Source organism: Chitinophaga silvisoli (assembly GCF_003412465.1).
GTDB lineage: Bacteria > Bacteroidota > Bacteroidia > Chitinophagales > Chitinophagaceae > Chitinophaga > Chitinophaga silvisoli.
Genome location: NZ_QTJV01000001.1, coordinates 607826 through 623113, shown reverse-complemented (window position 1 = coordinate 623113; position 15288 = coordinate 607826). Strand labels below are relative to the sequence as shown.

Sequence of the window (15288 nt, the reverse complement as noted above, 5' to 3'; positions counted from 1 at the left end):
ACCCCTATTTTTATAAAATACTTCTATTCGCAATTGAAGTGCGAAGATATGATGGAAATAAAAAAATCCATCACCGCTGATGGATTTTAATAAATAAGATTAATTACTTAGCAGGCCGACCACTGTGGATATGCTTCTCTGCATGGTAGGAGGATCTTACCAATGGTCCTGATTCTACATAATCAAGGCCCATCGCATAACCAATCTCTCTGTACTCTGCAAACTCATCCGGGTGTACAAAGCGTATTACAGGAAGATGCTTTGGTGTAGGCTGCAGATACTGACCCAGGGTCACTACGTCACAACCATTATCATACAGATCCTGCATTGCCTGGATTACCTCTTCTTTGGTTTCACCCAGACCCAGCATGATACCGCTCTTGGTACGCATGCCACCATCCTTCAGACGGCGAATTACTTCGAGGCTTCTGTGGTATTTAGCCTGGATACGCACCTGCTTGGTAAGGCGCTCTACAGTTTCCAGGTTGTGAGACACGATTTCAGGTGCTACATCGATGATGCGCTGCAGGTTTTCCCACTGGCCCCTGAAGTCAGGAATCAGCGTTTCCATAGTCGTCTCAGGGTTCAGCGCCCTTACAGCCTTGATGGTATTGGCCCAGATTATGGAACCGCCATCTTTCAGCTCATCCCTGTCTACAGAGGTGATAACCGCATGTTTTACCTTCATCAGGAAGATCGCTTCCGCTACACGCTGAGGCTCATCCCAATCTACTGCTTCTGGTCTGCCGGTGGCTACGGCACAGAATCCGCAGCTACGGGTACAGATATTTCCTAATATCATGAAGGTAGAGGTACCGGCACCCCAGCACTCACCCATGTTAGGGCAGTTTCCGCTTTCGCAGATGGTATGTAATTTATGGTTATCTACCAGGCTACGGACCTGTTTGTAGTTTTCTCCTATCGGTAATTTGACACGCAGCCAATCAGGTTTTTTAATCCTGGGGGCAGGTGCAGCATCAGGTGCTGTACTGCAAGGTGTTGCGGTCGTGAGTGTTGGTTCTTGCATCTCTGATCCTTTCTTTAAGATTACAAAAATAGTACTTCTCGGGGGATTTTAAGCCAGCATATTATAGGGACAGGCTCAATGTCCTCCCATTCGCTAATCTTCACAAAAAAGGGGCCTTCCCCCTACCTTAAATAAAAAACGCTTTTACCAGCAGGCAAAAGCGTTTTTTATATTATTTCTCATTTTTTACTTCTTCTTATTCCAGCGCTTACCAAACTGTAAAGCTATGTAAGCATTGAAAAAGAACTTCTTAGGATCATTATTAACCATTATAGCTACGTCCTTAGTGTAATATTCAGCGTTGACACCCACCTCCAGCGCACTCACCACTTCATTAAACCTGGCCCAGTCAAAACGGAGCCCTGTCTTGGCATGTACACCGGGTGCTACAGATACTTCTCCCCAGCCTTTCCCAAATCCGCCGCCTCCGATTATCTTATCCCTGTCCAGGAATGCCTGGTTATACTCTATGCTCTCACCATATTTAATGGTCTTCACGGTTACACCATCTGCCGGGTCAAGTACATTTACATAGTAAGGTTTCAGTAACCCGATTGAAAGACCACCATAATAGAATGCATTCACCAGCACCCCATTTTTATTGGCCTTACCACCTATCAGTCTTTGCTGACCTAAACCGATCTTCACCTGGTAAAAGTTATTCTGCTTACCATAGATATAAGGTTTTTCAGAATATACAAATCCGTATTGATCTACCCCTTTGATCGCACCTGATTTCTTATCTTCCTTCGGATCTTTCTTTTCTGCAAATTCAAACTGGAAGAAAGTCACCTTGGTCCTGCTGCTGCGATACCCCTTTTCAAGAAAGCCACTCCACCCGTCAGTATTAAGACGGGCACCTACTGAAAACTCACGCTCATACACGTTTTCCAATTCTTCCTGCGCTTTAAATGTCGCAACGGGCTTAGACTTCTTCTGCTCCCTGTGCTGTACTCCTGACTTTACCGACGAGGTACTGTCCTGTGCCTTCAATCCACCCGCCACTACCAATAAAAGCAAGAATAAGTGTAATTTTTTCACCTGTATAGATTTGTTTTTGTTAAGGGAGTAAATTTAAAATATGATTGATCAGCCTCATCACGAATTACAAACAAAAGTATCCTGAGTCTAACTGTATCGCCCACCATTACTAATAAACGTAAGGGGCGTGATATTGGTATACTTATCGTTACAAACCTACACGTTTTTTCTTTCATGTGTAAATTTGTTTTTATCCCCCGGCCGCGTTTCCCCTTAGATATAACGCACTCGGAGTAAAATGGTTACAGGGAGATCCCTGTCTTAAGTAATTTGCATCCTATAGCGCATTGCAAACAGCGCTTTTCCTCGCAATAATACTGTTTCAGGTGCAGCAATGCCTGGGAATCGGCAGCATCTCCGGCCTGTATTCCGACCTTTTTCCAACCCTCCATTATATTGTTTTCCTCCGCAGGCAGCGATTCCATCATACCCAATGCCCTTTCCTGGTATTCCGGTAATCCCTTCTCCCTGCCATATAAATATAACAGGGGTAAGATACTATTGATGATCACATTCCTTGTCACCAGCATACCCGGCCGGCGCATGATTACGGCCGGTGTATCAAACCTGTAATGGTCTTTCCAGTAACCTTCCGGCTGTACAAACAATACCTGCTGGAAATGTTGCAGATCTTTTATCTCCAGCAGCCGGGCAAAGAGGTCCCTCCCCTGCTGTAACAATACTGCCAGACTAGCCAGCCTTACCGAAGGAAAAGATGAAGGCCGCATCCGCAACCACCTCCACTGATGAGGCAACAGGGACAACAAATGATATTTCCGCTTCAGAAACGCATATTCTGCCTGCAAGTCCAATGGGTATTCATCATTAAACACCCCATCCAGCATACCCGCCTGACCAAATAACAATGCTTCCAGCTGCGTAAGATTATGTTTATTCCGCATCAGCATTGTATAAGGCAGACTTTGCGCCAGCTTCAGAAAAGCCTCCCCGTTTACCGGCATCCCATAACTATAGGCAATAGCCCAGTAACAACACTCTTCCCAATTATTATGACTCTTTTTCAGCCATTCCTTCATCATGTCAGCACGCTTCTCCATCCGCTCCACCAGCAGGCGATCTTTCCAGCTTCTCCACGTGAGCCGCTCCACTGATGCCACATTCCCCGCACAGGGCACAAAATCGCCTGAGTGCTTCAGCTTTGCATACCTGTGCAGCACCATTTTGGGAATCGCCGACTGCAACTCCAAAACAGGAATTCCCTGCGTCGTCTTCTCCTCCAGATCGTTTTCAAACACCACGTGCAGTATAACATTCCTATAACGCAGATCGCGCTGATGATTATGCCTGAACCAGTCAGACGTTTTTAAATGTAATTCAACATTTCCTGCCCAGATTGTATTGCCTATCCGCAACCTGGCGTTGCTGAAATCCGGACCATCATTACTGTTTAGTACTCCCGGTTGAAGTACCTGCACAGCATCTCCTTCTATCGTATGTAAATTGGAAATGGTAAACAAACGATGCTTCCAAATATATTGGAACAGCTCCTCTGTGAGGAGCGGGGCTATTTGAACAATGGTCATACATCTTCCTTTACTAATAAATTTAGCATTTCCTGAATCAGATTTCCAAATTTTTCTTTTTTTGGAAATCTGATGCAGTTACCATTAACTTTGCACCCAGTTCTTTAACACATGACTTATCCAGAAAGGCGGAGGGACTTGGCCCTGCGATGCCTTAGCAACCAACCTTGTTTAACAAACGAGGAAAAGGTGCTAATTCCGGCTTCGGTTATACACATAACCGGAGATAGATAAGTTGGCAGAGATTGACATTTTCATCGTACTTATATACTGAAAAGGCTCTTCCAACTTCGGAAGAGCCTTTTTTGTTTTGGGTAGTTATCTGTTCTGAACGCTAAGTTTCATAACCGTATAATTGCTTTGCGTTGAAAATAGCCACACAGTTATTACACAGTATCCCAGTAGATGAATTAACGGGGGCCATCTCCGTTCCCATCTATCAGACCTCTACCTTCGTACAGGAATCACCCGGCATCAACAAAGGGTTCGAATTCTCCAGGGCCAACAACCCTACCCGCAAGGTGCTGGAAAACATCATCTGCAGCCTCGAAGAAGGCCACGCAGGTTTTGCCTTTGCCAGCGGTATGGCTGCGATAGATGCAGTAATGAAACTGTTGAAATCAGGTGATGAAATCATGGCAGTCGAAGATACTTATGGCGGTATCTTCCAGATGTTCCAGCATATGTTCGAACGCTTTGGCATCAAAGCAAACTTTGTAGATACCAGCAATACCGACAAAGTATTGGCTGCTATCACACCAAATACAAAGATGATCTGGCTGGAATCACCCACCAATCCTACACTACGTGTTTCTGATATCAAATCAATCAGCAAGATTGCCAGGCAGCACAACGTACTGCTGGTGGTTGACAATACCCTCTGCACACCACTACTGCAACAACCCATTCCATTGGGTGCAGACATCGTGATCCACAGTGCTACCAAGTATCTCGCAGGTCATACCGATGTAATCGCAGGCCTGGTAGTCGTCAATTCCAAAACACTCGCCGACCAGTTACGCTTTAATCAGAATATTTCAGGCAGTATACTCAGTCCGTTCGAAGCATGGCTCACCATCAGGGGCATTGAAACCCTGTGCCTGCGCCTCGACAAGCAATGCAGCAATGCCATGGCCATCGCCACATGGCTCTCTGCCCATCCTGCTGTGGATAAAGTATTTTATCCCGGACTGGCTTCACACAAAAACCACCACATCGCCCGTAAACAACAAAAGCAATACGGTGCACTCGTGAGCTTCTCTCTCAAAAATGACAACATCAAGAATGCAATCAGAGTAGTGAACGCCACCCGGCTGTTTAAACTCGCCGAAAGCTTTGGTGGTGTAAAGAGTATGCTGGATCACCCGGCTACCATGACACACCGGAATATTCCGGAAGAACACCGCAAAAAAACAGGTCTGCAGGACTCCTGCATCCGCCTCTCCGTAGGTATCGAAGATGCAGAAGACCTGATCAACGATCTCAAACAGGCACTGGATAAACTGAACCTGCCTGCCGGTAAACAAATTACAGTTTTACAATAAACGCAAAACCGTTTTGCAACGGACACTGAATGCAGCACTAAGTATTGAACATGGAAAACAAAATTATCAATCTGGGTATTTTCGGATTTGGTTGTGTGGGACAAGGACTTTACGAAGTATTGAACAGAACTAAAGGTATCAATGCGCGTATTAAGAAAATATGTATCAAAGACCCCAATAAGCCGCGTCCAATCGATGCCAGCTATTTCACAACAGACAAGAACGATATCTTACAGGACCCTACCATCGATGTAGTAGTGGAACTGATCAACGAAACCGAAGCCGCTTTCGAAATCGTAAGCACCGCCCTGCGCAATGGTAAAGCAGTAGTAAGCGCCAGCAAACGCATGATCGCTGAAAACCTGCCGGCCCTCTATCAGCTGCAGGTTGAAAACAAAGTACCTTTCCTCTACGAGGCATCCAGCTGTGCAAGTATTCCTATCGTGCGCAACCTGGAAGAGTATTATGACAACGATCTGCTCAATGCCGTTGAAGGTATCTGTAACGGTTCTACGAATTACATCCTGACCAAGATCTTCGAAGAAAACCAGGGCTTTGATGAAGCCCTTAAAAAAGCGCAGGAACTGGGATTTGCAGAGACTGATCCTACCCTGGATATCGAAGGCTACGATCCTAAATTCAAGATCGTGATCCTACTGTTACACGCTTTCGGCACATTCGTAAAACCTGAAGAAGTATTCAACTTTGGTATTCATCGCCTGAATGATTTCGACATCCAGTTTGCGAAACAAAGAAACTCAACAGTAAAACTCATCGCTGGTTGCAGAAGACAAAATGGTAGTGTAAATGCATCTGTATTACCACACCTCGTTAAAGAACACAACCTGCTGTATGATGTATACAATGAATACAATGGAATCCTGCTCGAAAGTGCATTTACAGACAAGCAGTTCTTTGTAGGAAAAGGCGCTGGTGGAACCGCTACAGGTAGCGCAGTACTGTCCGATATATCTGCACTGACTTACAATTACAGATACGAGTATAAGAAGATAAAGCAGGCAAACTCTCCGGCATTTACAAACGATGTGCAGTTAAAAATCTACCTGCGCTATCGTACAGCCGACCAGGTACATCTGCCAGACTTCTACAATATCTCTGAAAAATATGAATCCTCTACCTGGCGTTACGTTGTTGGGGTGATCAATCTGGAAAAACTGAAAGAAGCCAAATGGCTGAAAAATCCGGATGTGAACCTGCTGGTATTGGAATAGGAATTGCGTTAATAGGAAGTATAAAGGTATTAACCAACCAAAATGAAACGGTGTCCCTGCTCTGATCAGGGCACCGTTTATTATTTATAACTTTTCTACAACATTGCTCACAGGTAATCCCATGACGTTATAAAAACAGCCATCGATCCTGTCAATGCCCACTGCCCCAATCCATTCCTGGATCGCATAAGCACCCGCTTTGTCATAAGGCTTGAAGTTGTCCACATAGTAAGTGATCTGCTCTGTTGTCAATGGCTTAAAGTGTACCGCTGTCTCTTTTGAAAACGCTTCTTCCCTGCCATCTCTCAAAATGATTACACCCGTAATTACACGATGCTCCCTGCCACTGAGTGCACTCAGGATCCGAATCGCATCCTCCCTGTCCTTTGGCTTACCAATAATAATATCATCCAATACTACGACCGTATCGGCAGTAATAATAATATCATCTGCCTTACACAACGGTGCTACGGCTACCGCCTTTTGGCGCGCTATATGCACAGGAATATCAGGAATGTGCATATCAGCAGGAAAAGTTTCCGCAGTATCCACTACTTTCACTTCAAAGGGAATACCCGCCTGCTCCAGCAGCTGCTTGCGCCGGGGTGACTGGCTCCCTAGTATAACACGTTTGCCTGTATACATCAGAGGAATAATTTAAAGAAGACCATCGACAGGATACCTGACAGCATCACCAGTTTTACCAGTGAGCTCACTTTGTGATAATGCTCTGGCAGGTGCGCCTTTTTCAATAAAGAGTAAATATAAAAACAAGGGGCCTGTACAAAAATTAACAGGTAGGCAATAGCAATATACCAACCTATCAGTGCAACTCTTATCTCAACCACTACAATAAGTACCTGCAATCCCAGGAGTAATCCATAACAGATCTTCTTCGCTGGCTCCACCCCCCAAATAATTGGAATGGTACGGCAACCATCTTTGCTGTCACCGATTACATCTTCCAGGTCTTTTACGATCTCTCTTACCAGCGAAATCAAAAAGGCAAATACCGCATAGATCCCGATTATCTGAATCAGCTTTCTGCCCTCAGGAGACATGATGGCTTCAAAGCTTTCATAAATTTGTTTCTCATAAAAGCCTACCACCACTACAGCCAGCGCTGTAAGCAATGAGATCAATACATTTCCGATCAGCGCCTGACGCTTGAAGGAAGTAGAATAGAACCACAGCAGCAGCGAACACAATACCTGCGTAAAACCCAGGTAGATCTGGCCGATTTTCCATGCGGCAATAAAACCGATGCTCACCCCGGCGAGATTAAAAATGGTGTGCCAGGCCATAGCCCAACGACGGTTGATCACCTTGTCCAACACCATCTTGTCAGGCTTATTAATGATATCAATATTAATATCGAAATAGTCATTAATAATATACCCCGCTGCCGCAATCAGCACTGTGGATAAACTCAACAGGCAGAAAGATGCCACGGAAAGTGAAGGTTCTACACCATTATAATGGAGTATAGGAGCGACTACACAGTATTGCAGTAAATATTGCGTGAGGGCTATGTATATAAGGTTTGGATACCGTACCAGTCTAAAAAATGCTGTCAGCAACTTCATAATCAATTAATTGGAAAAATAACTTAGCGGCTGGCTATTTCTTCGTCGATCGTCCAGTGCCCGTTAAGCTTTAGCACTTTCTCGATGACTTCCCTTACGCAGCCATTGCCGCCATTTACCGGTGAGATATAACGGGATATACTTTTGATCTCAGGTACGGCATCGGCCGGACATACCGGCAGACCTACCAGCTGCATAGCACGGTAATCGGGGATATCATCTCCCATAAAAATGACCTGCTCCCATTGCAGGTCATTCTCGAATACGTAATCTTGCAGCTTTTCCTGTTTATCAGTAATACCGGTATATATATCTTTTATTCCTAAACCCTGTAGCCGGCTTACCACACTTTCCGACCTGCCACCCGAAATGATGGCGATACGGTAACCTTTCTTCACAGCCAGCTGCAAAGCATACCCATCTTTAATGTTCATTCTGCGGGATTGCTCCCCGTTCGGTAATAATTGCACGGTACCATCTGTGAGCACGCCATCTACATCAAACACAAAAGTGGTGATGGGCTTAAAAAGAGATAAAACGTTCATTGCGTTTATTAAAATATCGTATTGCGCAAAAGTAGTATAGATTTTTGATGTCAGGCATTATAGAATTCATAAATACTGTCCGACATCACCCTGTATATTTCCTGCAGATGTGGCTGATCCTGAATCAGTGCCCGGTGTTTAGCCATGGTTGCTTCATCTTTCCTCACAGCTGGCCCGGTCTGCACCGTTTCGGGGGCAAACTTCTCAAGCCTTTCAAAAGTTTCCCTGATAATGGGTTGAAGAAGATTGAAATCCAACCCCTTTTGCTCACAAAACTGCTTGGCACGCACAATCAGGTGATTGGTAAAATTATTACAGAGCACTGCACCCAGGTGCAATTGCAGCCTTTGTTCCGAACTCACTATCTCAATCTGCGACGAAATACTCTGCGCTATAGATTGCAGCCTGCGCATCACCTCGTCATTGCTGGCTTCCAGCAAAAGGGGAATAGCAGGGTAATTTTTTACTTCCTTACGGATTGATTGTAAAGGATACATCACCCCGGTATGGGTAGAGATGCGCCTGATAGCATCCAGCGATACGGCTCCTGCCGTATGCAATACAATCCTTTTACCCAGGCGGAGCTCCTCGTTCAGTTCCGGAAGGGCGGCATCACTCACCGCCAGCAAATAAATGTCAGCCTCCATATTGATATCCAGGAGGTCGTCGGTGGCCGATGCGTGCAAAGTTTCTGCCAATGCCTGTGCATTTTCCTTCCTCCGGCTGATTACCTGCAAAATCTGGTGCCCGTGTATTTTTAATAATGTTCCGAAACAATGCGCAATATTTCCCGCGCCAATAATTACTATGTTCATCGGGTAAAAGTGGTTATTAATATATTATGGTGTACCGGTCAGATAAAAAGGCAAAATGGGTTACCGGGCTCATACAATTATATGGTACAGCACGTTTCCCTTCCGTTCAGCGTTGTTATCCAGCAATTTAACCATTAAACTGTTAATCATTCATTTTTAATGGATTTCCCAAAAATATTACATTTATATTCAATGTTTTAAAAGAGACTGATTTTTTATTCTACCACTTCTTTTATATACTTGCAAAAATCGGATGGCCCCATTTTGATCAGTTGGCTATCCTCCCGCCCAAGAGGAACGCTAAATTTTGAGGCACTAACTTAAAGCGGGTTATACAATTTAATACGGAATTTTACGTATCTAGTAGCACATAAAGACGGCATTCATGGCAAAAAATCTAGTAATTGTTGAGTCTCCGGCCAAAGCCAAGACGATTGAAAAAATACTGGGCAAGGACTTCGAGGTCATTTCCTGCTTTGGTCACATCCGTGATCTGGAGAAGGATGATATGGGCATTGATATCAACAATAACTTCAAACCTAAGTATATAATCCCCGACGACAAGGAAAAAGTTGTAAAGGATCTGAAGAAGTTAGCCAAGTCAACCGACGAGGTTTGGTTAGCAACGGATGAGGACCGTGAGGGTGAAGCCATCAGCTGGCATTTGTGTGAAGTATTGGGATTAGACCCCGAAATAACAAAACGTATTGTATTCCACGAGATTACGAAGCCAGCCATTGAAAAAGCCGTGCAACAACCCCGCCTGCTCAACATGAACCTGGTCAATGCGCAGCAAGCCAGACGTATCCTGGACAGGATCGTAGGTTTCGAGCTGTCTCCGGTGCTCTGGCGTAAAATGAGTATGCGTAATCACCTCTCTGCCGGCCGTGTTCAATCCGTAGCCGTAAGACTAATCGTGGAAAGGGAAAGAGAGATCAATGGCTTTACTGCTGTAAGCAGCTTTAAAGTGGAGGCTTTCTTCATTGCCAAAGACCTGAATGGTAAAAACATTACCTTCAAAGCCGAAGGCCCAACCCGTTTCAAAACCGCCGAAGATGCGGAGAAATTCCTACAGCAATGCGTCGGCGCAGCTTACGCCGTAAAAGATATTCAGGTAAAACCCGGCAAGAAATCTCCTGCCGCTCCCTTTACTACATCTACCCTTCAGCAGGAAGCCAGCCGAAAACTCGGCTATAGCGTGTCTAAAACCATGCTGCTGGCACAAAAACTGTACGAAAGTGGTAAGATCACCTACATGCGTACTGACTCAGTCAACCTGTCAGATACCGCGTTGGCTGATATCCAGAAAGCGATTACAACTAACTACGGAGCGCGCTACCACCAGCACCGCAAGTTCAAAAACAAGAACGAGTCCGCCCAGGAAGCGCACGAAGCCATCCGCCCCACCTATATGGAGAATGCTTCTATAGATGACAGCGATAGCCGTAAACTGTATGAACTGATCTGGAAACGTACCATCGCCAGCCAGATGAGCGATGCGGAACTGGAAAAGACAATCGCCAAAATCGATATCTCTACCAACCACGAAGAGCTGACCGCCAGTGGTGAAGTACTGAAATTTGATGGTTTCCTGAAAGTATACATGGAAGGTCGCGATGATGAAGATGAAAGTGAAGAGGACGAACAGGATGGTTCCCTGCCACCACTCGCACTGAAACAGGTACTGGACCTGAAGGAAATGAAAGCAACCGAACGCTTTACCCGCCCGGCTCCCCGCTATACGGAAGCCAGCCTGGTAAAGAAACTGGAAGAACTGGGCATAGGCCGTCCATCTACCTACGCGCCAACTATTACCACCATTCAGAAGCGTAACTATGTGGAGAAACGTGATAAAGAAGGTGTGAAAAGAGACTTCCGCATACTCGTGCTGAAATCAGACAAACTCACTAAAGTAACAGAATCCGAAAATACCGGTGCCGAAAAATCCAAACTGTTCCCTACAGACCTGGGTATGATTGTAACCGACTTCCTGAGCCAATACTTCGGAAATGTCATGGACTACGGCTTTACCGCCAAAATCGAAGAGGAGTTTGACGAAGTGGCACATGGTAAGAAGATCTGGAACAAAATGCTGAACGAGTTCTATACTCCTTTCCACAAGGATGTGGAAAACACCCTGGAGAATGCTGAAAGGGTAAAAGGAGAAAGACAACTGGGCACTGAAGAATCTACCGGCAAACCTATCGTAGCACGTATGGGACGTTATGGCCCAATGGTTCAGATAGGAAAGGCGGAAGATGAGGAAAAGCCCCGTTTCGCAAAATTAAAAGCAACACAAAGCATCGAAACCATTACTTTAGAGGAAGCAATGGAGCTGTTCAAACTTCCCCGCAATCTGGGTAAATTTGAAGACGAAGATGTAACCGTGAACATAGGCCGGTTCGGTCCATATGCAGCACATGACAAGAAATTCTATTCCCTGAAAAAGGAAATGGACCCCTACACAGTGGAACTCGATGAAATAGCCCCGCTGATCGTGGAAAAACGTACTGCAAAAGATGAACGCACCATCAAAGTATTTGAAAAAGAAAAAATCCAGATACTCAAAGGCCCCTATGGTCCGTATATTAAACAAGGCTTAAGAAACTATAAGATACCAAAGGAGAAGATCGATACCGCTGCGGATATTACAGTGGAGGAAGCAAAAGCTATAATCGAAGATGTGAAGGCCAACCCTCCTAAGAAGAAAGCACCTCCTAGAAAGAAAAAAGCCGAATAATGTGCTATTACAGGAATGTGCCGATGTGTATATAAGGTAGTCCTTTTACTAAAAAGACTACGTCCTATACCATTTGGATGATTCAGGGATTAGCATATTTGCACATCGGCACATTTACATTTGTTATGCACGAGACCAAAGAAATAAATGCTTTGTTCCATCTCCTGGACGATCCGGACCAGGAGGTATATGATACCGTCGCCAGCAAAATTTTATTGTTTGGGAAAGAAATCATTCCCAACCTGGAGAACCTGTGGGAAAACACTGTAGATGAATCTATTCAGGAAAGGATCGAACAACTGATTCACAGAGTCCACTACATGGACCTCCAGATGGCGCTTGCGCAATGGAATAAAGCTGAAGTGCCCGACCTTTTACAGGGAGCTATCCTTGTTGCCAGGTATCAGTTTCCTGATATGCAGGCCAATTCCGTCCACAACGAAATCGAAAAAATCAAGCGTAATATATGGCTGGAGCTCAATAACTACCTCACCCCCCTGGAGCAGATCAACGTGCTGAACAGCATGATCTACAACTACTTTGGACTTAAAGGTGAAGAGGTAGCCTATGTGCGGAAGAACCAGTTTTTTATTAATCAGGTGCTGGAATCCAAGAAAGGGAATCCGCTTACCAATGGCATCGTCTACCAGAGCCTCTGTGCCATGCTGGACCTGCCGGTGTATGCAGTGAATATCCCCAGGCAGTTTATCCTCGCATATTTTGACAGCTTCTACGATTTTTCTGAACCCGCCAGCCCGGACGACTACAGGATCCTTTTCTTTATCGATCCCATTCAGGGACAAATCTATTCCCATCAGGATGTGGAAAACTACCTGAAGCGGATGTCCCTCCCCCCTACCCCCTCTTATTATACACCACAGTCAAATACCAGGATTATCCAATTCCTGCTGGAAGAATTGTCCAAGTGCTTCCAGGATGATAAGGATATGTATAAACAGGAGGAACTAAAGAACCTGATCAGATTACTCAGCGGAGAATAGTTTCGCCCTTCGGCATAAAAAAAAGCATCTGTCTGAGACAGATGCTTTTTTTTTATGCCGGATAATATCAATCTTATTTATTCGCTAACCTTCCATTCACCTTGGAAGCAGTCATTCCAATCAGATCATTCATCACATTCACGGCTTCATCCAGGTAGATATCCTTCTGTCTGAACTTCAACCAGTCCTTATTACGGGCCAGTTTTGAAGTATCATTTCCAATCTTGTCCAGGTCTACTTTCAGGCTGGAGATTTCCAGGTCCTTCACTTTATCATTTACTGAGTCATAACGCTTCAGGGCATTTGCATTATTCTTCTGCTCAGTTTTATAAGTCTGATAGTTCAGAGAATAGCTTTCCTGTGCGTCCATTTTCTTCAGGGTGGCAATGTTTTCGTTCATAGTCCTGAAGGCTTCGTTGCTAGCCAGGCGTTTTTCGCTATTCGCTTTCAGCGCAGCTACCGGCACCGGATCCACCCAGGGAGTGTAATTAGCCTTTGGAATTTCGTCCCAGTTCAGGGCATCTTTATCCTTACGCTCTGCTACCTCATAATATGGATCTGGCAGTACGATATCGGAAGCAACACCTTTCAGCTGGGTAGAACCACCATTTGCACGGTAGAACTTCTGCTGGGTCAGTTTAATAGCACCCAGTGGCCCCAACTCCTTATTGGAATAGAACTCATCCAGGCTGAACATGCGCTGTACGGTACCCTTACCATAAGTAGAAGTGCTGCCGATGATCACCGCACGTTTGTAATCCTGCATAGCAGCTGCCATAATTTCAGAAGCAGAAGCGCTGTATTCATTTACCATGATCGCCAGCGGACCACCATACTGAACACTCTTGTCACGATCGCGCAGTACCATTGGCTCTCCGCTGCGTGACTTCACCTGTACAACCGGGCCTTCCGGAATGAACAGGCCGGCCATCTGCACTACATCCTGCAGGGAACCACCACCATTGAAGCGAAGGTCGAGGATGATACCTTCTACATTTTCAGCTTTCAGTTTCGCAATTTCTTTCGCTACATCTTCGGAGCAACGTGCACCGTTTCTGTCCTGGAAGTCTGCATAGAACTCAGGCAGGTAGATGTAACCAATTTTATGTTGACCACCGATTATTGCAGATTTTGCAAATGTTTCGTCCAGTACGATCTCATCACGTACAATAGAAACATCCTTGATCGTACCGTCTACACTCTTCACGGTCAGCTTTACCACGGTACCTTTTTCACCTCTGATCACCTTTACCGCATCCTCCACCGCATAACCGGTGATGTCCAGCGGCTCCTTGTCGCCCTGGGCAACTTTCAGGATCACATCATTTGCTTTCAGGTTACCTTCTTTCCAGCTAGGGCTACCTGTTACGATGCTAACGATTTTGATCTTACCATCTTCTTCACGCAGCTGAGCACCGATACCGAAGAATTTACCAGCCATCTGCTCTTCGAACGCTCTCTTTTCATCAGGAGGGAAGAAGTCAGTATGCGGATCCATAGTAGAGGTAATGCTATTTACATACGTGCTGAAGCGCTCATTGTCATCCTGTCTGTTTTTCAAACGGTCGAAGTAACGATCGTATACCTGTTTCACCTTTGCACGGGCATCGGCTTCCAGTTGAGCATCGGTCTTTGCCTTTGCTGTATCTTTCTTATCCTGCTTATCGCGGGCTTCTACCAGTTCAGAATATTTTTCCAGGGTACGGTATTTCAGCACCTTACGCCATGCTTCTTTACGCGCTGCCTCATCAGCAGGATAGTCGACCTTATCAGGATCCAGGGTTACCTTTTCTTCTTTGGAGAAGTCAAAAGGCTTGGCGAGGATTTCAGGATAGAGCGCTGCTGCTTCAGCGACACGTTTCTTAATCAGGTCATTGATTGCATTAAAACAATCCAGGGGTTCACCCATCAGTTCATTATCAATGTGAGTAGATAATGGTTTGAGGTTCTCGATATCACTCTTCAGAAAGAATTTCTTTTCACTGTCAAGGTTCTTGAGGAACTTGTCAAAGACTTCCTTTGAAAATTTATCGTCTATAGCCTTTGGCTGATAGTGCCCGTCTTTTAATATTTGCCCTACCAGACCAATGATTACTTCATTTTTGCCAGGGGGGTCTTCTTTACGCAGTTTGCTGAAAGCCAATACGCCCACCGAGATGGTAATCAGCATAACTGGTATAATCACTTTCATTCTTCTCATAGAAAATCCTAAT

At 45.1% G+C, this 15288-nt stretch carries 12 protein-coding genes and 1 riboswitch; of the genes, 4 read left to right on the top strand and 8 right to left on the bottom strand.

The genetic code is table 11. The annotated features are described in order from the left end of the window. Positions 1-103: 103 nt before the first annotated feature. From lipA to DXN04_RS02590, 3 genes are all read right to left on the bottom strand, one after another. Positions 104-1027, bottom strand: coding sequence for a lipoyl synthase (gene lipA, locus DXN04_RS02600; protein WP_233525506.1), 924 nt, complete (start codon positions 1025-1027; stop codon positions 104-106). 186 nt (positions 1028-1213) lie between these two features. Continuing rightward, a complete protein-coding gene (locus DXN04_RS02595) occupies positions 1214-2068 on the bottom strand; it encodes a hypothetical protein (protein WP_147319818.1) in 855 nt (284 codons plus the stop codon). Between the two features lie 242 nt (positions 2069-2310). Continuing rightward, positions 2311-3612 (bottom strand): DUF2851 family protein, encoded by a 1302-nt coding sequence (locus DXN04_RS02590; RefSeq protein ID WP_116851736.1) that lies wholly within the window; start codon positions 3610-3612, stop codon positions 2311-2313. A gap of 113 nt (positions 3613-3725) precedes the next feature. Beyond that, positions 3726-3849: riboswitch (SAM riboswitch) on the top strand. 128 nt (positions 3850-3977) lie between these two features. On the opposite strand from DXN04_RS02590, the gene DXN04_RS02585 reads away from it, so the two are divergent. After that, positions 3978-5156, top strand: a complete 1179-nt coding sequence (locus DXN04_RS02585) for a trans-sulfuration enzyme family protein (RefSeq protein ID WP_116851735.1) — start codon at positions 3978-3980, stop codon at positions 5154-5156. A gap of 50 nt (positions 5157-5206) precedes the next feature. Beyond that, positions 5207-6388, top strand: coding sequence for a homoserine dehydrogenase (locus DXN04_RS02580; RefSeq protein ID WP_116851734.1), 1182 nt, complete (start codon positions 5207-5209; stop codon positions 6386-6388). 84 nt (positions 6389-6472) lie between these two features. On the opposite strand, the gene DXN04_RS02575 is transcribed toward DXN04_RS02580, so the two are convergent. Genes DXN04_RS02575 through DXN04_RS02560 form a run of 4 tightly spaced genes read right to left on the bottom strand, consistent with a single transcriptional unit; the run spans position 6473 to position 9334 of the window. Beyond that, a complete protein-coding gene (locus tag DXN04_RS02575) occupies positions 6473-7033 on the bottom strand; it encodes a Maf family protein (protein WP_116851733.1) in 561 nt (186 codons plus the stop codon). Then, positions 7033-7974, bottom strand: coding sequence for a geranylgeranylglycerol-phosphate geranylgeranyltransferase (locus DXN04_RS02570; RefSeq protein ID WP_116851732.1), 942 nt, complete (start codon positions 7972-7974; stop codon positions 7033-7035). The genes DXN04_RS02575 and DXN04_RS02570 overlap by 1 nt, the downstream gene beginning before the upstream one ends. A gap of 23 nt (positions 7975-7997) precedes the next feature. Then, positions 7998-8519 carry a KdsC family phosphatase gene (locus DXN04_RS02565; RefSeq protein WP_083720760.1) on the bottom strand — a complete coding sequence of 174 codons (522 nt, stop codon included), beginning with the start codon at positions 8517-8519 and terminating at the stop codon, positions 7998-8000. 50 nt (positions 8520-8569) lie between these two features. Next, the gene (locus DXN04_RS02560) at positions 8570-9334 is read right to left on the bottom strand and encodes a Rossmann-like and DUF2520 domain-containing protein (RefSeq protein WP_116851731.1); all 765 of its coding nucleotides are present in this window, start codon (positions 9332-9334) and stop codon (positions 8570-8572) included. A 385-nt stretch (positions 9335-9719) separates the two neighbouring features. Between DXN04_RS02560 and topA the strand changes: the two genes are divergently transcribed. Beyond that, a complete protein-coding gene (topA, locus tag DXN04_RS02555) occupies positions 9720-12074 on the top strand; it encodes a type I DNA topoisomerase (RefSeq protein WP_116851730.1) in 2355 nt (784 codons plus the stop codon). Positions 12075-12199: 125 nt separating this feature from the next. Beyond that, on the top strand, positions 12200-13075 hold the full coding sequence (locus tag DXN04_RS02550) for a transglutaminase-like domain-containing protein (protein ID WP_116852408.1): 876 nt from the start codon (positions 12200-12202) through the stop codon (positions 13073-13075). Between the two features lie 73 nt (positions 13076-13148). Here DXN04_RS02550 and DXN04_RS02545 read toward each other — a convergent pair whose 3' ends face one another. Continuing rightward, the gene (locus DXN04_RS02545) at positions 13149-15275 is read right to left on the bottom strand and encodes a carboxy terminal-processing peptidase (protein WP_116851729.1); all 2127 of its coding nucleotides are present in this window, start codon (positions 15273-15275) and stop codon (positions 13149-13151) included. Positions 15276-15288: the final 13 nt, after the last annotated feature.

Coding starts and splice junctions, on each gene's coding strand:
- lipA (WP_233525506.1), bottom strand. CDS start 1,027: ATGCAAGAACCAACACTCACGACCGCAACACCTTGCAGTACAGCACCT.
- DXN04_RS02590 (WP_116851736.1), bottom strand. CDS start 3,612: ATGACCATTGTTCAAATAGCCCCGCTCCTCACAGAGGAGCTGTTCCAA.
- DXN04_RS02580 (WP_116851734.1), top strand. CDS start 5,207: ATGGAAAACAAAATTATCAATCTGGGTATTTTCGGATTTGGTTGTGTG.
- DXN04_RS02575 (WP_116851733.1), bottom strand. CDS start 7,033: ATGTATACAGGCAAACGTGTTATACTAGGGAGCCAGTCACCCCGGCGC.
- DXN04_RS02570 (WP_116851732.1), bottom strand. CDS start 7,974: ATGAAGTTGCTGACAGCATTTTTTAGACTGGTACGGTATCCAAACCTT.
- DXN04_RS02565 (WP_083720760.1), bottom strand. CDS start 8,519: ATGAACGTTTTATCTCTTTTTAAGCCCATCACCACTTTTGTGTTTGAT.
- DXN04_RS02560 (WP_116851731.1), bottom strand. CDS start 9,334: ATGAACATAGTAATTATTGGCGCGGGAAATATTGCGCATTGTTTCGGA.
- topA (WP_116851730.1), top strand. CDS start 9,720: ATGGCAAAAAATCTAGTAATTGTTGAGTCTCCGGCCAAAGCCAAGACG.
- DXN04_RS02550 (WP_116852408.1), top strand. CDS start 12,200: ATGCACGAGACCAAAGAAATAAATGCTTTGTTCCATCTCCTGGACGAT.
- DXN04_RS02545 (WP_116851729.1), bottom strand. CDS start 15,275: ATGAGAAGAATGAAAGTGATTATACCAGTTATGCTGATTACCATCTCG.